The organism is Streptomyces glaucus, from assembly GCF_039533365.1.
In the GTDB taxonomy this organism is placed as follows: domain Bacteria; phylum Actinomycetota; class Actinomycetes; order Streptomycetales; family Streptomycetaceae; genus Streptomyces; species Streptomyces glaucus.
On sequence record NZ_BAAATK010000003.1, the window covers coordinates 205,902 to 223,910 of the forward strand.

Annotated in this window: 8 protein-coding genes; 1 reads left to right on the forward strand and 7 read right to left on the reverse strand. The window is 71.3% G+C overall.

What is annotated here, in order from left to right; genetic code table 11:
- Positions 1-35 precede the first annotated feature (35 nt).
- From ABD363_RS03680 to ABD363_RS03710, 7 genes are all read right to left on the reverse strand, one after another.
- Positions 36-1,784, reverse strand: a complete 1,749-nt coding sequence (locus ABD363_RS03680) for a hypothetical protein (RefSeq protein WP_344599881.1) — start codon at positions 1,782-1,784, stop codon at positions 36-38.
- Positions 1,784-7,243, reverse strand: a complete 5,460-nt coding sequence (locus ABD363_RS03685) for a DEAD/DEAH box helicase (protein WP_344599882.1) — start codon at positions 7,241-7,243, stop codon at positions 1,784-1,786. The genes ABD363_RS03680 and ABD363_RS03685 overlap by 1 nt, the downstream gene beginning before the upstream one ends.
- 2 nt (positions 7,244-7,245) lie before the next feature.
- Positions 7,246-8,238 carry a hypothetical protein gene (locus ABD363_RS03690; protein WP_344599883.1) on the reverse strand — a complete coding sequence of 331 codons (993 nt, stop codon included), beginning with the start codon at positions 8,236-8,238 and terminating at the stop codon, positions 7,246-7,248.
- The gene (locus ABD363_RS03695) at positions 8,235-10,295 is read right to left on the reverse strand and encodes a hypothetical protein (protein WP_344599884.1); all 2,061 of its coding nucleotides are present in this window, start codon (positions 10,293-10,295) and stop codon (positions 8,235-8,237) included. Before ABD363_RS03695 ends, ABD363_RS03690 begins: the two co-directional genes overlap by 4 nt.
- A 1,087-nt stretch (positions 10,296-11,382) precedes the next feature.
- Positions 11,383-13,032, reverse strand: coding sequence for an RNase H family protein (locus ABD363_RS03700; RefSeq protein ID WP_344599885.1), 1,650 nt, complete (start codon positions 13,030-13,032; stop codon positions 11,383-11,385).
- Between the two features lie 160 nt (positions 13,033-13,192).
- Positions 13,193-14,026, reverse strand: a complete 834-nt coding sequence (locus ABD363_RS03705; protein ID WP_344599886.1) for a hypothetical protein — start codon at positions 14,024-14,026, stop codon at positions 13,193-13,195.
- 306 nt (positions 14,027-14,332) lie between these two features.
- Positions 14,333-15,565 carry a DNA sulfur modification protein DndB gene (locus ABD363_RS03710; RefSeq protein ID WP_344599887.1) on the reverse strand — a complete coding sequence of 411 codons (1,233 nt, stop codon included), beginning with the start codon at positions 15,563-15,565 and terminating at the stop codon, positions 14,333-14,335.
- Between the two features lie 277 nt (positions 15,566-15,842).
- Between ABD363_RS03710 and ABD363_RS03715 the strand changes: the two genes are divergently transcribed.
- Positions 15,843-17,978: an N-6 DNA methylase gene (locus ABD363_RS03715; protein WP_344599888.1), complete on the forward strand. Its 2,136-nt coding sequence runs from the start codon at positions 15,843-15,845 to the stop codon at positions 17,976-17,978.
- Positions 17,979-18,009: the final 31 nt, after the last annotated feature.

Genomic DNA, 18,009 nt, shown 5'->3' on the forward strand with positions numbered 1-18,009 from the left:
GGCAGAACTCCTGTCGCCTTTACCGGCTCCGTTGCTCACGATGTGCTGCTCTCTGGGTCTTCAAGGGCTGCGGTGTCTTCAGCAGCCGGGGAAAGGCATTCTGTCGCCCTGATGATTATTTCTCGCGCCGCCTCGGTGCGAGACCACTCGCGGTCGCTGTCCGTGGGCGGCTCGGTAAGCCTCTGCAGGGGTTCGGGCGGGAGTTCCAGCCGGTGGCTCGTGCCGGTGGGGTCCTTCCAGCGGTGCGGGGCGAGCGGGACAGCGAACCGGGGCGCTTCCTGCTGCTCCCGCTCGGCCTTCTCGATCATGTCCTTGGCGCGGTTGATCCGGACGCGGCCGCTGTCGTCCAGCTCCTTTCTCAAGGCTCGCCAGGCCCTCTTCCAATCGTTCGCCCCGTCGGGCACGCCGAGCACCAGGTACGGGTTGAGCGGCTGGTCGCGTTCTCCGAGCGGACGGTCCTCAAGGAAGCTCCGATTCCTTCGCAGTGTGGCCATGACACCTCCGCCGAGCTGGTCTCGCACCGGGGGACGGCCTTCAGCGTCCTGCTCCAGGAATTTGAGAGACTCCGCCATCTCCTGGCCGGCGCGTAGGTAGGCCTGGACGTTCTGGGCTTCCCAGCGCACCGGCTGCGAATGGTGCCGGAGTCTCGCAGCCATGGTGAGCGCCGCTTTCCTCCGCTGGTCCGCCGTCTCGTCATCCCCGCAGAGAAGGGCACGGTGCATCTGCCGTACGACCCTGATCAGGGTTCGTACGCCGATCCAGCCGTTAAACCTTTTGTTGCTCGCGCTGCGCACGCGAGGGTCGATCCGCTCCAGGAGAACCCACAGCCGCTCGTCGGTGACAAGGTCGTCCGGGACCTCTCCGGTCCGCCGCACCTCGCGCAGGACGTCGAGGAGCTTCCGCGTCGGCGGCAGGAGGTCGGTCCATTCCTCGGCGATGGCCTTGGCGTCGCCGGCCTGCAACCTCACCAGCAGGCGCCAGTCCTGCGGCCAGTCACGGCCGGGTTTGGTTCCCGGGCCGGCCTCCCGGCGCTCCCGTTCCAGGGGCCAGGCCAGCAGGTTCATCTCCTCGTCAGTGAGGGACGCCGGGTCCAGGCGGGCGCGGAAGTAGGCGGCACGGGAGGTGCCGTCGCGCTCGGGGACGGCACCGATCCACTCCTCGTCGATGTAGTCGTCGAGAAGCGGCCGGGGAAGTTTCGCCAGGAGCGCCCTCTGCCGAGGGGCCGGCAGGTTGGTTTCCATCAGGCGACGGTCATCCTGGTAGATCTGCCACATGCTGCCCGGCTCCCCTAGGAGCGGCAGCGGCTTGTCCTCCAGCAGGGCGCGAGCGCGGTCGTAGAGCCGGCCGTTGAGGACGTCCAGCCCGTGGTCCTGTGCCATGACGAGCAGGGAGACGCCCTCGACCGGGTTGTCCTGCCGGGACGCCGCATCGGCCGCCGCCCGCGCCAGCTTCTGCGCGGAGAGCGTTCCGGTCCCTGCCTTCAGCGCGCCGGGCAGCATGTGCTCGGCAAAGGAGCGGGCCCGCTCCCAGGTCTCCCGGTCGGCGAACCCTTCGGGGACTGGCTGGGGTATGACCGGTTCCGGGGTCGGCGCCGGCTGCTTCCGCGACGGAACGACCGGAGCAGGGCCGCCGGTGGCTTCCACGTCCTGCGGAGCTTTTCCGGCAGCCCGGCCCTGGACTCGGATCTGGCGGAGCGCGAGGCGGCGGGCGATTTCGCGCTGCCGCAGCTCCTCCCGGCGAGCCTGTTCGTCCTGACCCGCTCCCAGCGGGATTCCTGCCGTCATCACAGCTCCTCCGCGAAGATGTGTACCTGCTCGATCACCGCGGCAGGGGTCCGGTCCAGGCTGTAGGAGTCGGCGAAGGCGATCCTGGTGGCAAGGCCTCCGGCACGGATCTCGTCACGCAGGGCCTGGAGCCGTTCGTTTCTGCGCTCCTTGCCGGCGGACTCCAGCGGATGCTTGACGGCGACCGCGACGGGCTCGCCGGTGAAGTCCGAGGTGAAGAGCGCCACCGGTCCGGCGGCGGTCTCCTTCAGGCTGACGTTGGGTTCCTCGTCCGCCCAGCCCTTCAGCAGGACGGCGTGCTCGTCCGGATCCAGCCGCAGTTTCCGGCCGCGCAGGGCGTCGGTCAGGTCGCGAGCGAGCCGCCAGTCGTACAGCGGGTGGAGGCGCATGTTGGAGTAGTCGCGCAGGCAGGCATAGCAGGAGCTGCGGCAGTTCCGCGCATGATGGTCGGCCTCCAGGTCGTGCACGTAGCGGTCGACCGCTTGGAGGAAACCCTCGATGTGTTCCTCCGAACCGAGGTGGGTGCTCAAGCCCGCACCGTTGTCGAGGCTGTCCGCCAGGTAGGCCATGACGGGAGCGGCCACCGGAGCGTCGGAGCCGTGGATACCGCTGAGGAGTTCGTCCGGTTGCACGTCCAGGTGCGGGGCGGCGGCACGGCGCAGCAGGGCCGCCAGCGAGTACCAAGCGGCGCGCCGGCCGTGGTAGGCCTCGGGGAAGCCGTCGGTCTGCTGGGACTTCGAGATGTCGAAGCGCAGGCCCCGGCTCGTGTCGAGGGCGCCCTTGGCCCCGATGAAGAGCATGTCGGTGTGCTGGGTGGCGCCGAGGGCGATCTCCAGGTCGGCTTCCGCCCTGGGATTGTCCAGAGCGAGGTATCCGCGCCACGGGCCGTTATTCTTGGCGAACCGGAAGAGCTTTCCGGCGTTGGTGTTGACGATGTAGCGGTCGCCGCTGCCGGTGTGGACGACCATCCAGTCGTCGGCGGCGCGGTGGATACGCGGGGCTGTCTTCTCCAGGTCGGTGGCGGTCCGTGCGCTGGTGGCGTTGGAGCCGAGCTCCCGGTATCCGTCGTAGTCCCGTGCTTCGCGGGCAGCCCGGAAGCCCGCAGGCTCCCGGAAGGGGACAGCCCTGTAGTACTTGCTCTCCGCGCCGCAGGCGGGGCAGGCGCCGGCGCCCCCGGTTTCCGGGTCGACGACGGCCTGCGGATCTACATGGGAGCAGATCCGGCACATGGCGACCAGCTGTTCCGGCCCGAACGGGTCCTCGGCGGCCTGTACTCCGCGGCCGCTCGGGACGAGGGAGACCACTCCGCTGGAGCGGAGCAGCCGGCCGTCCTGCGGGGTTTCGCTGCCCGGTGCGAACTTGCTGAGGGCGATGGCCAGGTCGCGGTTGACGGAGTCGGCCGGCGGCCAGGGAAAGGTCTTCCGCGGAATGCTCCGGTAGAGGAGGCGGGAGCGGGTCGGGAAGCCGAACATGGGCAGGAGTCCCGCCTCCGCCAGGCGCTGGCTGAGGTCGGAGTGGCCGACCGTTCGGGCTGCCACCTCGTCCACCTGGCCGAGGAGTTCATCGATGGCGGCCACCGGATCGATGGCGGTGATGCTCTCCGGTGTTCCGGCCCGGAGGGCGGCGGCAGCGGCTCTGACGCGGTCTGGGTGCTCGGCGATCCAGCGGTGGACGGCACCCCGGTGCGTCGGCCAGTCGGCGGCGAGGCCGAACTGTCCGTGGACGTTGGCCGTCATGTCCGGCCCCCTCCGGCGGTCTTCCGGCTGCAAGGGCTCGAAGGCCTGGCGCAGGACCTCTGCCAGCAGGATCCGCCGGAAGACGGAGACCATGCCAAGGACCAGGTAGGGCGGCGGAGTGGGGTCGTTGGTGATGGCTTCCGGCCGGGCGAAGTAGTGCTCGTCGTGACTGCGGCCACGGCAGACGGTGAGGGCCACGGCGACCGGGCTGTTGCGTCGGCCCGCGCGCCCCACCCGCTGCTGGTAATTGAAGCGGGTAGGCGGCATGTTGGCCATGATTACGGTGTTGAGGGGGCCGATGTCGACACCGGCCTCCATGGTTGTGGTCACGGAGAGCAGCTCCAGGCCGTCCGCCTGCGGGACATCGTCGTCGTCGAGGAAGACATCCTGGAAAAGGCTCTGCCGGCGCTGGGCCTCCAGCCGGTCCGTCTGGCCGGTCAGCTCTGCGGCGCGCAGGGGGAAGTCACCGGTGCGGTGGGCAGCCTTCCATGCGTAATAGTCGTCTTCAAGGACTCCGCTGTACTGCTGGGGCATCGCGGGCAGCGGAGTCAGGCACTTGGTGCACAGCCCGGTGCCCGGGTGGAGGTGCGGCCGGTGGCAGGAGCGGCACGTCCAAGTCTTGTTCTCGCCTGGGCGGAGCGCCACCTTCTCCGGCTTGATGACGTAGTCGACCACGGCGTCCTTCCAGACGCCGAGCACCCGGTCCTCGATCGTCTGCACATCGGTGCCCTGGCGTTCGGCGACCTGCTTCCAGAAACGCTTCAAAGGTGCGGGTGGCCTCTGCAGGGAGGCACGTATCCGGGTGAAGCGCCGCATCAAGCCGAGAATTCGCAAACTGGCACGTGCCAAGGCCTGATCGCTGTCCGGGCCGGTCTCCAGGGGCGAGCGGTCGTCGCGCAGGCAGAGCCAGCCGAGTCCGAGCGATTCGAAGTCACGGCCGCTGCCGGAGAAAAGGCTTGCGACGGTCTCAAGGCGGAGGCGGGAGCGGATCCGGTCGAGGAGTTCCTCCTGCGCCTGGGTCTCCACCACCGCTTCCCTGTCTCGCTCCCAGTTGTAGAGCGCGGTCCAGGGCTGTCCGGCTGAGGTCTGCTGGAGCGAGGCCGCGGGACCGGCGGGGTTGGTGCCGTACGTCAGCAGCATGCCTTCGAGGTCGGCGGCGAGATCGTCCAACGAGGGCAGTTCGGAGAACTTCCGTTCCAGTTCGGGCAGGAGTTCCGGTTCCGCGTCGAGGTCGTCGGCGAGGATTGCCTTCAGACGCCCCCAGTCCGCCGGATCGCGGTCCCGCAACCGTTCCATGGCGGCACGGGCATCCGCACGGTCGACCGGCTCCCCGGCGTAATAGGCCTTCACCAGCTGGAGGTCTTCGAACGGATCACCCTGGTTCTCGACGGCCTGGGCGCTGAGCAGGCGGAGGAGGTCCTGGTAGTGGCGCAGGGCGAGACCGCTGGCGAGTTCGGAGGCGTCGTCACGGCTGTCGGAGAAGGCGATCGCCTTGCGTTGGCCGTCGGGAAGATGGCCGAGGATCTCGGTCACCAGCACCTGGTTGATTTTGTGGAAACCGGTGCGCATCCGCCGGACCGGCGCGTTGCGCAGCCGGTCGGGGGATTCCAGCGGAATGAAACGGCCGTCCCGGTCGTACTTGATCTCCCAGTCATCACCGCAGGCGGGGCAGCGGGTGGGGAAGGGCTGCAGACGGGCCGGATCGTAGGCCGGCTTTTTGCCCTCCTTGTCCAGGGGCACGGAGATGTGGAATGACCATCCGGTGTAACGGACGTCCCGGTTCTCCAAGCGGCCGGTGGCGGGTTGGTAGGCGCTGCGGCGGAACTCGAACCCGATCTGCGGCCCGCCGTCGGACAGGTTTGCGTGCCAGTCGGGGTCATCCAGGCCGAGACCCTTGGTGCGCGGCCAGTACACGACGTAGTTCGCCGCCGTAGGTGCACCGCTGGCCTCGTCGGGGAGCAGGTCCAGGTCCGGGAAGTCGGTGTGGAGGGCGCCAGTGAACTTACGCCGTTGGGTGTCTTTGGGGCTGGCGTACCCGCCGAGCATGAGGTCACCGCAGGCCTGGCAGTAGAGCAGCTCCAGTGCGCGGGCGCCGCAGGTGCAGCGGGAAGTGGGCTCAGCGAAGAGCCGGCCGACCCGCCGTTCGGGACCGTGCTCCCCAGGGATGTCGGGGCAGTCCGGGTCGGAGCAGGCCCAGATGCCCTCGATGTTCCGGAAAAAGAAGTGGGCTCGGAGCTGCGGAAGCTCGGGATCCTGGGCGGAGCCGAGTACGCGCAGCGTCCCGTGGAGAGCGTCCTGGCGCTGTTCATCGGGGACGTCCGGGAAAAGGTTTTTCGCCAGTTCGGGGGCGGGCAGGGTACGAGGTTTGCCGCCTGGGGCGAGTGCGCGCTGAAGCGCCGGGCCGAGGCCGACCTCCCGGGCCAGGGCGGCGGCTTCGTCCTGGGCGACGGGGACCTTGGCGGCCTGCACGAGGCGTTCGGTGTGTGCGGCCAGGTCGCCCCCGCCACGGATCTCCTTCGTCTTTCCGGGGGTGATCACGCGCCGGGAGCCGGGCAGGGCGAAGAATCCGTCGAGGAACTCGTCGTCCCGGCCTGCCTCCAGGGAGGCGGAGGCGGCGAGCACGCGCAGCTTCTCGGGGCTCTTGTCGAGGCCGAGACGGTGACGGAGGTTACGCAGCAGGTAGGCCACCTCGGTCCCGGCCGTGCCGCGGTACATGTGGAGCTCGTCGAGGATCAGGGTGAAGCGAGCGCCAGGGGTCTCTTCCAGCCACTTCCTCGTGGCACTGAAGATGTGCTCCTCCTGCTTGCGGAGCAGCATGATGTTCAGCATCGAGTAGTTGGTGACCATGATGTCCGGCGGCGCGGCCTGCATGTCCCAGCGGGCGTGCATCTCCGCTCCGCCGAGGCGCGGGATGAAGGGCCGCAGCTCCTCGCTGAGCTTCTCGTCGGCCTTGCGCTGCCGTTCCTGGACCTCCCGCAGATACTGCCTCAGACGGAAGGCCGCCGGCTCGGAATCGCGGCTGCCGGAGACGGGGGTGGCTCCGGTGTAGCGGCCGAAGTAGAAACGGTGTCCGTTGCGCTTCCGGTCCAGCCAGGCGTGGGCCTCGCGGCTGTCCAGTGACTTCCGGAGCCGGACCAGCTGGTCGTCGGCGAGGGCGTTGGTGGGGTAGAGAATTAGCACGCGCAGGGCGGCGGGGTGCCCGTGCTCGCTCTGCCGGCTGGGCACGTACTCGCCGTCTCCCTGCCACCATTCCCTCTGCACCGCGCGGGTGCCCTGCCAGTGGGCGGACTCGGCGACCAGGTCGGCGAGGACCGGCAGCAGGAAGGACTCCGTCTTGCCGGAACCGGTGCCCGCGGTGACCACGAAGTCCTTGCCCGCGCAGGCGGCGACCAGGGCGTCGTGCTGATGCTGGTAGAGGCTGGTCACGCCGTCGGGGAGGGTGAAGCGGGCGAACTCGGCCGCGTCGGGATGGGCCCCTGCTTCGGCGAAGGACTCCGCGATGCCGACGTCCCGGGAGGCGTATTGCGGACGCAGCTCGATCAACGGGTCGCGCCAGGCCCCGTTGTCCCGGTCCAGGAGGTTACGCCGTTCCTCCATAACGGAACGGTCGTCGACGCTGAACGGGGTGTCGTAGTAGCGGAAGAGCGCGTTGCGCAGGTCGTTGAAAGTGCCTATGACGTCCTGGACATCGGTGTTCGTCACCGCCGCTGTCTGCTGTTCCACGCTCACTCGGTCCTCCCGCCGGTGGCCGCTGCCAGTCGCGGCATGGTTTCCAGGTTCTGCTGCAGCGAGGCCGCGATCGCCTCGGCGAGCGTTCTCGGCACGTTGTCGTACGCGCGGGTCTGTGTCTGCTTGCCTGTCGAGGGCGGGAAGCCGCTGCACAGGACGGCCACACGCTCGTGCAGGGCGGGCAGAGGCGTGTACCGGTCGACGAAGAGCCGGCCGATGCCGGCCCGGCCCTGGGCGGATTCCGGCCGCCAGCGCATCGCGCCAGTGCGGTGACGGGCGAGCTCCAGGTAGACGCCCGTCTCACGTTCCACCGCGTAGAAGACACCGTTGCGGCGGATGCGGGTCAGGCGCGCGTAGTCAGCTCCGCGCCACCGGTACAGGCCGTCCTCGTCGTCCCGTGCCACGGGAACAAACCGCTGAAGACGCGGCTCGTACTTCTCCAATGTCTTGGCAGTGCTCCCACCGGGCGGCGCGGACTCGGGGCCCGGCGCCGCCTGCGGAAGCAGCTCCATCAGCTGCAGAGCGGCGCAGGGGACGTAGCAGGCCCCGAAGAATTCTGCGGCTTCCTGCAGGGTCCGCGGGTCCTCATACTGGAACAGGAGGGTGTCCGGCAGTGGGGCCTCACCGGCCTCCGGTCGGTGAGGGACGGTGATCAGCTCCATCCACTCCTGTGCTGCCTCCGCGACGCGTGTGCTGATCCGCGCGGTGCGCGCACCGGTCAGCAACGCGAGGCCGTCGGCGTGGGGCAGCCGGGTCAGCACCGGTGGGGCTACCGACCAGCGGTCGGCGTGCAGGTCCACGTCAATGAAGCCGAGGGCGGCGGCCTTGCGCATCCAGTCCCAGTCGGCGTACTCCTTCAACTCCAGACCCCATGCCTGGGCCTGGCTGCGGACTCCGTCGCGCAGCGCGGACGCCTTGCCGCTTCGGCTCTCGCTCAGCCAGCGCAAGAGAATCCCGCCGAACTCGGTGCTGCTCGTCGGTCCCGTCATCGGTCCAGCTCCTTCGCTGCCTGCACATACGCGGCCCATGAGGGCTCGGCGGACGCCTGCTGGGCGTTGAGGACGGCGCGGGCCCAGGCCCGCGGGCTGCCGGTGTTCTTCAGCTTCGGCGTTCCGGGGTTCACCGGGCGGCCCTTCCAGCGTCCGCTCAGGCGTTCCAGGAGCCAGCCGCCGATGCCGTGGAAGCTGGCCTCAAAGCGGAGCGGGGCGGGGGTATCGGGGAGGCGTTCCGTCCACCAGTCCGGTTGTTCCGGGGCCTCCAGCGTCCACAGCCGTCCGTCGGCCGCCGCGAACAGCACCTCGTCCGCGTCCCGACGGCACAGCTCCATGGCAGCTGCCGCGTCCCGGGTGGTGGCGTTCGTGCAGTCGGCGCCGGTGATGCCGGCCGACGGGGCCTGCCCGTCGAGGAGGGAGGGCGACGCCGATGCTTTGCCGCTCATGACGGTGAAGCCGCAGACCTTGGTCATCTTCGGTTCGACGGAGGCCTGGTCCGCGGTGGCGAAGCCGATCTCCACGCCTGCGTAACTGACTGTGTGGCGGCCCGGCTCCAGCCGGAGCACGGCCAGGGGGACGGGGCGGCCCGCGGCGATCGCTTGTCTGAGTTCAGGCCGCTCCTCTCCGTCGATCAGGAGGGCGCCCGTGCCCTCCGTGGTGTCCGGAAGGATCACCTGGGGCTCACCTCCCCGCAGGTACAGGTGGGGACTGAGCGAGGGCGTGAGCTTCAGTCCGCCCTCGAGGCGTAGCTTGAACTGGGCCGGGGGCTGCAGGAGGCCGACCGCGCCCTGCACCTCCTTCAGCGCCCGGCGCAGGGTGACCGCGTCGTCGAAGGTGACGGGCTTGTGCAGAGACCAGCCCTGCGGTACCCAGGCCAGCTTGCCGGTGTCGGCGCTTCGGCCCGTGGTCGCGGCCTTGTCCAGCAGCCGCTGTACGTCCCGTTGCGCGGTCGGGGCGGCGAGTACCACGTGTGCCTCTCCCGGGCGGAAGCCGTCAGTGTCGGTCCAGACGCCGAGCACGTCGTCCCGTGCGAGCACCAGGACGGAGCAGGAGGGGCGGCGGAGCACCAGGTTGTCCCCGCCGCAGCGGATGCCCCGGGTGAGGATGTCCGCGCTCGGGGCGGGCAGGCCCGTCACTTCGTAGTAGGCGGTGTCGCCGAGCTGCTCCAGGACGACGCCGTCCTCGAACTCGATGCGCTTCTTCTGCTCCGCTGACCGCAGGCGCGCCACCCAGCCGAGACGCCCCGCGTCCAGGCGCACCAGGAGTTCGGCCCGGCTGACGCTGGTGGGCACCAGCTCGTCCGAACCGTCCCAGGAAGCGGCGTAGTTGCCGATCAGCCTGGCGAGGATGGGGCGGAACTCCTCCTCCTGCAGGGCATTGCGGAATCCCTTGGAGAAGCGCTGCTCCATGCCTCGGATCTCGATCTGGGCCAGCAGCGTCTCCCCCGGCAGGGGCCAGGTCGCACTGTGTTCCCGCAAGGACCGGAAGAACTTCGGCAGGAAGGACCGGTCCGTGCCGCTGAGGAGCGTCTGGGACTGGGCGAACCCGATCATGCTGCGGTTGGAGGGCAGGTCGACGGGGGCGGGAAGGGTGCACAGGCCCCGCGCGCCCTTCTGGCTGTGCTGCCAGGAGGCCAGCACCTGCCACATGCGGGAGACAGGTTCGTAGTGGTGGCTGCCCAGTTGCTTCTCGTCGCCGGTCAGCAGCTCGGAGAAGCGGGCGTGGTAGGCGGTGGCCCGGTGGTTCCGGTCGTTCACCATCCGGGATGCGGCCATCACCGAGCAGGCCAGCAGCGGCAGGAAGGCGGGAACGCCGTCCTTGTCCTGCTGCCGCTTGCGCCAGCGGTAGTCCTCCAGCGCGCTGTACGGCTCCGCGGTCCCCAGCCGCAGGAACCTGCCCACGCACTGGGCGAGGGGCTCCTCCAGGCCGTATCCGTGCCTGAGCTCCCGCTCCACGTCATCATCGACGTAGAACAGCGTCGGGTGGCCGGCGTGCTGCTGTCCGAAGAACTCCTCGGCCAGCACTTCCTGCCACGCCTGGTAAGAATGATCCACTCTGTCCCCAAAAGAGAGGTTTCCATGCCCTGTTCGTGAAATTCCCCGGCACGGAACGGCTTTCCACGTCACCCTGAACTCGTCACCGGCAGCAGGCCACTACCGAGCACTTTCCTGAGCGCAGCCTTCTACCGCCATTGCCCGGCGCAGCCCAACAGCACACAACGCGCAGAGATATCCCATTTGTCCCCCACCATTTCCCCAAGTGTCCATCGCAGCGCTCACACAACCACCTGGAAGAGATGGCCAGAGCTTCACCGAGGGCGACGCACCTGCAGCAATCGCAGTACCCCCCGCGATCACCCGGGTACATCAACCAATGCACTCTACAACCGAGGCTGCCTGGGCGGGTAATGCGAGTGAGATAGGGGGACCGGCAATTGCGCTGCTGTCGGGTGGCGGCTCCGGATACGAGCGTCAAACAACTGCGACGCATGTCGCCCGCGCCCCCGTCGGCCATCACCCGGGCATTTGCTGTCCCACCCGTCCGGCCTCCTCGGCACGCGACGCCCTCCACGCCGCCTTCCTCGTCGCGGCGGCCCCCGTCTTCATGCGCGGCTCCCTGCGGAAGAACGCGCGGCACTTTTCGACCGTCCCGATCTCCTGGAAGATCTTCTTTGCCCATGCCCGGGTGCAGACGTATTGGTCGAGGGCTCCGCCGTACAAGCAGTGCCTGACGACGGTGGCACAAGGGTTTCCGGAACCCTTGGCCGGACGGCTCCTCAGCCGCTTCCCCGTCTCCGTGGGTTCTCCGAATACGCTGAACCGGAGAGGCAGTTGCTCGCCAGGCCTTGTACATGTGGGTGAGTGAGCCGCTGCGGTCGCCGCTGGAGCCGTTCCATTCGCCGAACGCCTTGAAGGCACGGCACTGGGACTCCATGGGGATGTGGTGCCGCCGGGAAGGGGCCATGAAGAGCGTCGCTCGCTTTCATCCAGAATGGGAAGACCGGTTCTCAGGAAGGTGGAGCTGTCCGCAGACGGCATGACGAGGGCTGACCCGCGTCTCCGGCGGCTTGTCCGCGTCTTGTTCCGGCGCGAAGAAAGAGGAAACCGTGAGGCTCGGCAACTGCCGCCTCGGACCGTGCGCTCAGGCAGCGATCGACAGCGGGCCGGCCCCGGAGCCGAGCGAGCGCAGGATCCGCGCCTCCTCCTTCCGGACGGCGGAGGGAGGGATGCGGCCGCCGGTGCGGCGGAGGGCGAGGCGGGCGAAGGCGTCGGCGGTCTCGTTGAGGTCGTGTCCGATATGGCCCTTCAGCCAGCGGACCTGGACGCGGTGGCGGTGGCGCACCAGGCGGTCCAGCAGCTGCCGGCTCTCCGGGAAGAGGAGGGTGCGGTGGGCGGTTGCCGGGTCGGCGGAGCGCAGGGCCGTGTCGACGGCGTCGACCGCCTCGGTGCTGTCGCACAGGAGGACCACGGGTGCGTCCTCGTGGTGTTCGAGGAGGCTGAGGGCGGCGGCGCAGATACCGATGACTTCGGCTTCGCCGCTGCTCGAGGCCAGGGAGTCGCCGTGTCCGGTGGTCCCGTCCTCGGCGGCCCAGCCGTAGCCGCACAGTGCGGACTCGTCGCCGACGGCGGCGTCGGCGACGGCCACGACGGCGGTGTCGGGAAGGTCGGCGAGCAGGGCGTAGCGGTCCACGTCGGCCGGAGCCGTCGCCGTCGGGTGTTCGCCGTCTCCGTCCTCGTCCGTGCCGGTGTCCTCGCCCGTGCCGGCAGGACGGGCGCCGGCGAGGACGGCGGCGAGAGCACGGTGGCAGTGCGGGCAGCCGTCGGCCTGTTCGGGGCAGTGCGCCCGGTGTTCCGCGGTCAGCTCGCGCACGCGGTGCCACACCTCGGGCTCGGCGTCGGCGAAGCGCGCCACAGCCGCGGCGCGGCACTGCGCGATGAGTTCCGCGACAGGTCCCGTGGTCGTGCAGGCCCGCATCCGGTCGTGCAGGTCCGTGGCCCGGAGGAGGGCTTCGCGGGAGCGGGCGGCGAGAACCGCGGTGTCCTGGTAGGCGTCGTCCAGGGCGTCGAGCCGGGTGCGCCGTGTCGCGGGGGAGCAGGCGAGCGCGTCCCGTTCGGCCCGGCCTATCGCGTAGCGGCCCCAGGCCAGCGCGGTACGGGCGTGGCGGCTCCACCGTTCGACCACCGCGTCGTGCGGGAGGTACGGGTTCTCCTCCTCCCGGGCATCGCGCAGGAGGGCCTGGACGAAGGCGTCGTCGTCGCAGTCCCGCAGGTCGCGCACCGGCGCCGGGAGTTCGCCGTCCGCCGCTTTCCGCTCCCAGGCCCACCGGGCGAGGTCGCTCTCCGGCGCCTGCGGTGTGCCGTCCGGCAGTCCCCTGTCGCGGAGTTCCCGCCGCAGGGCCTCGGCGAAGGCCGCCGGGGACGCCCTGCGCGCCACCCTCGATTCCAGCGCGTCCACCGGCCGGGAGCGGCCGGTGACGCGGCGGGCACGCTGCTCCTTGTACCGGGCCTCCGCCTGCGAGCGGGCCCGTCGCACCGTGCGCGCGTGTGCGCGCAGCCGTCGCAGCCGCTCGGGGAGCTGGGCCGACAGTTCCGCGCGCCGGACGGCCCCGCGGGCCAGGACGTCGGCGTGGGCGAGGACGACGGTGATGGGACCGGTGAGCGAGGCGTGGTCCAGGGCCGCGGCGGTCTCCGGAGCGCAGATCCCGTTCGTGCGGGCGAGGACGGCCTCCTGCAGGGCGGTGAAGTCGTCGGCGAAGCGGCGGACCAGCTGGGTGTGCTCGGTGATCGTCACGGTGGCCTTCCAGTCGCGGGTGGTGGGGAGCGGGGCCGACGGGGTGTGTGACCGGGTGCGGGTGCGGGCGGGCCCGTGGTCCCGGTGCCGGCGGGGGGCGTGGGCCGCCGCCGTGCGGAGACGACGGCGGCGCCCGGCAGGGTCCCGTCCGCGGTCCGGGCTACTGCACCTGGCCGGTGAAGATGGCCGTGCGGTACCAGCCGGAGCCGGAGGTGTCGGTCGGCGTGATCTCGATCTGGGCGTTCCTGGCCGTCTCGGGGAACACGCAGGCCGCCTTCCAGGTCTGCGACTTGCCCGGCAGCAGGTGCGTGTCCGGCGCGCCGTCGAAGCCCGCGTCCGTGTCGAAGACCTCCTCGGCGCCGTCCGGGCAGGACAGGCTGACCATGCTCAGGTCGATCGCGGACTTGGAGCCGTTCCGCAGGGTGACGGAGAAGGCCAGGTAGGCCTTGCCGGACGGGCTGGCGTACTCGCCGGAGGTGCCCCGGCTGAAGCCGCTCAGGCGCGCCTCGACACCGTTGTTCCAGGTGGCGGTCTTGTCCAGGGCGACGATGAAGGTGTCGCTGTCGGCGTCGTCCTGGGTGTCCTGCGCCTTCTCGGCGCTCCGGGTGTCCTGCGAGGCGCTCACGGTGGCCGTCGGTGGCGCGGTGCCGGTCTCGGTGCCGCCGGTGGTGGAGCAGGCGCACAGGGAGCAGCCCGCGACCGTCGCGGCCACGGCGAGGACGGCCTTGCGCGGGCGGGCCGGGGGTGCCGTGATCAGCGCGAGGAGCGCCGAGGCACCGTGGGCGAGCCGCGCTCCGCGCCCCGACGGCTCCCTCCTCCCGGCCGGCGGCTGCGCGGAAGCGGAGGTTGCCTGCGGCGTCGCCTCCGGCGTTGCCGTGACCGGGACCCGGCCGGCCGTTGTCCGGTGCCGGGGACTGCCCGTGGACGCGGCGGAGACGGCGCTCGGGGACGAGGGGAGGGAGGACGGCGTGCCGGAGATGTTCGGGTAGCTCATGAGGCCATTCCTTGTGCGGATGCGGAGAGAAGAGGACTGAGGGGACTGAGGGGACTGACGGGTGGCGGAAGGCAGGGGTGCGCATGTGTGCGGAAGCGGAGCCGCCGCGCCGCGCCCGCCCCCGCGTCCGGACCGGCCGGACCGAACCGGGCCGGGCCGGGCCGGTTCCGGGTACGGCATCGCGGCCCGGACGCCGCGGTTGCGTGGGTGCGGGGGCCGTGGGCCGTGCCCGCGGGCGGGGTCGTCCGGGCAGGGGTGTTCGGCTGAGAAGGTCTCGGCGTCGGGGAACCCGCGCCGTGCGCCTCTTCAGCTCCGCCGCCCCCGGATCTTCCGGCCGAGTTCGCCGTGCGGGTCGAGGAGCGCGCCCGCGACGCGGCCGGCGGAGTCCTTCACGCCGCCGCTGAAGTTGAGCCGGCTGGTGGAGCCGACGCTGGCGCAGACGCCGTCCCAGTAGGCGGGTTCGCGTTCCCAGCGGACGTCGGCGAGCAGGTGCTGGACCGTCTCGTAGCTCATGGCGTCGCCGGGGTCGCACCAGGGGGTCGCGCGGTGCAGCAGGACGCCGAGGCCCGCCATCACGGCCGGGGCGGTGATGGCGCTGCGCCGGGCGAAGTCGGGGAAGCGGTCCCCGATCAGCCGGGACACCAGGCGGACGACGACCGTCTCCACCTCGTCGGCGTCGGTGTGGGGCGGCAGGTCGCCCGCGTGGACGGTGGTCGCCGAGTACTGCACGCCCTTGCCGCCGAAGACGGTGGTGACGATCAGCGTCCGCAGCGCGGACAGCGTCACGACCTCCTTGTCGGTCCTGGTGAGCTGCCGCTTGCCGGCGTTGACCAGCGTGCCGAACGGCGTCCGCCGGCCGTCCGACTCGACCTCGAGCTTCTCCCCGACGGTGTGGGCGAGGCGGGTGGCGAGGTCGCGCTGGTCCATGGACATGGCCAGGTTCTTGGCGACGTCGACGCCCTTGACGTTGCGGTCGTAGAAGATCTGCCGCGCGTCCGCCGGGGAGATTCCCAGGTAGAGCTCGAAGGGGATGCGGACCCGCCGGCCGAGCTCGGCGTAGGTGAGGCCGAAGGATTCCGGGTCCTGGTAGATGTCGTGCCAGGCGGTGGTCTGGGTCTCGCCGTCGATGGCGATCACCATGGCGTCCGGGGCGACGGTCAGCGTCCGCAGGCCCGAGCCGGGGAGCAGTTCGTCGCTCATCGCGGTGATCTCGCCCGCGTGCCAGAGCGTGATCGGGGGCGTGGACCAGGCGGAGCCGTGCTTGCCGAGGAGGCCGGCGGCGATGTACTCGGCGTAGTCCGGGATGTTCCTGCCCTTTTGGGACTTCAGGGTCCGCTGCACGGTCGCGCGCAGCTCGGCGCGGCGCCGGTCGTGTCCGGACGCGGTCTTGAGGGCGCGCGGGTCCTCCTCCTGACGCGGTGACGGCACGAGGCGTACCAGCGTCGCGAGGGACATGGTGCCGATGACCGCGTCCTCGCGGACCGGCATGACGGTGAGCGGGATTCCTTCCGGGGTGCCGCTCGGCAGGGTCAGGCGCATGGGTTCCCCCTGGGTGGTGGTCGATCGGCCGTCGCCGGTCCCGAGGCGTCGTCCGCCTCCCGGCATCTCGCCGGGAGGGATCGGGACAGCACGGGGGCCGGGTGCTCAAGGACAGGACGGTGGCAGGAGAAGCGACGCTTCACGCCAGGGAGCACCGCTCACCGCCGGAAGCAACTACATCAAAGCACGACACTGAAAGCACTGTCCAACAGTTTCCATGAGTTGACTCGTGCTGTAGGGTGTGACCACGTCGACCATCGGAGCCAGGACCACACCCATGCCGCAGCCACCCGCACCGTCCGCCCAGGTGACAGCCGCCGAGATCTCCCGCATCGCGGGCGTCACGCGCGCCACCGTCAGCAACTGGCGCCGCCGGCACGACGACTTCCCCGCGCCCTCGGGCGGCACGGACAGCAGCCCGCTGTACGACCTGGAGGAGGTCCGCGCCTGGCTCGCCTCCCGCGGACAGCGCACGGCGGCCACGCCCAGCGGCGAACTCCGCACCACCCTGCGCCTGCGCGAACCGGGCGGCGTCGGCACGTCCGACCTGCTCCTGCTGGTCCTGGCAGCCGCCCGCCGCCCCGCCGACGGCCTCACCGGCCTGCTCGCGCTGTCCGACGACGACCTGCTGAAGCGGGCGAACGACGCGGCGGCCGAGGTCGCGGACGTGGTGCCGGACACCGAACCCGCCCGGTTCACCGCCGCCGACACCGCGGCCCTGCGCGCCCTGCTGCTCTGCGTCCGCGACGAGGGCGCGCAGACGGCGCTGGGCGTCCTGGCGGAGCGGGAGCTGGAGGACAGCGCCGCCAGCGGCGCCTACCGCACCCCGGCCCCGCTCGCCGACCTGCTGGCCCGCCTGGTCCCCGGCTCCCCCGCCCGCGTCCTCGACCCCGCCTGCGGCAGCGGCACCCTGCTGGCGGCCGCCGCGGCGCGCGGCGCGCGCGAGCTGTACGGGCAGGACAGCCTCCCCGTCCAGGCGCGGCGCACCGCGGTCGGCCTGACCCTGACGGCGAAGGAGGGCACGGACGTCACCGTGCGCACGGGCGACAGCCTGCGCGCCGACGCCTTCCCGGACCTCACCGTCGACGCCGTGCTGTGCAACCCGCCCTACGGCGACCGGGACTGGGGCCACGACGAACTGGCCTACGACTCGCGCTGGGCGTACGGTTTCCCGCCCCGCGCCGAGTCCGAACTGGCCTGGGTCCAGCACGCGCTGGCCCACCTCGAACCGGGCGGCCACGCCGTGCTGCTCCTCCCGCCGGCCACGGCGTCCCGCTCCTCCGGCCGCCGCATCCGCGCCGAGCTGATCCGCAGCGGCGCGCTGCGGGCGGTGGCGGCCCTGCCGCCGGGGGCGGCGATCCCGCTCCACATCGGCCTGCAGGTGTGGGTGCTCCAGCGCCCGGAGCCGACCCGGCCCGCGTACCAGACGGTGCTGTTCGTCGACACGGTGGGCGAGCCGTCGGCGCCGGGGCGCGGCGGGACCCGTTCGGGTTCGGTGGACTGGGCGCGGGTGACGGAACGGATCGTGTCCGCGTGGACGGCGTACGCCGAGGACCCGGACGGCTTCGAGGCGCGGGCCGGGGTGGCGCGTGCGGTGAGCGTGGTCGACCTGCTCGACGAGGTCGTCGACGTGACCCCGGCCCGGCAGGTGCGCGCCTCCCAGGCGGACGTCGACCCGCAGGAACTGGCCCGCGAGGCCGCCGCGGTCCGCGAGGGGCTGGCGGCGGCGGCGCGGACGGTGGCCGAGCTGGCCGGCACGGCGCCGTGGAGCGCCGCGGGGGCTTCGGCCCGCGAATGGCGCACGGCCACGGTGTCGGACCTGGCCCGGGGCGGGGCGCTGAAGGTGCTGCGCGCGGTGCCGGTCTCGCCGCGGGCGACGGCCGCCGAGGCGGAGGACCCGCAGACGGGCGCCGACGGCGGGGAACGCCGGCCCGTTCTGACGGGCGGCGACATCGCCCGCGGGACCGGGCCGACGGGTCGGGCCCCGGACATGCAGGCCGAGCAGATGCCGGAGATCGCCGTGGGCGACGTCCTGGTGCGCAACCTGGTCGGCGGCGCCGGCGCCGTGGCCCGGGTCGCGGGCGAGGCGGAGGCCGGCGCCCTGCTCGGCGCGGGCGTCCACCTGTTCCGGCCGGACCCGGCCCGGCTGGACCCCTGGTTCCTCCTCGGTTTCCTCAGCTCCGAGGCCAACCTGGCCGGCGCCTCCACCGGCAGCTCCACGCTCCACCTCAGCCCGGGACGGCTGCGCGTACCGCTGCTGCCGCTGGCCGAGCAGCGCCGGTACGGCGAGGCCTTCCGCCACGTCGAGGCGCTGCGCGAACAGGCGCGGCGCGCACAGGACCTGGCCGAGGAGACGGCACGGCTCGTGAGCGGGGGGCTCACGGGCGGACAGCTGGTGCCGGAGCCCGTCTAGGCTCTGGGACCACCCCCACCTCTGGTACGGA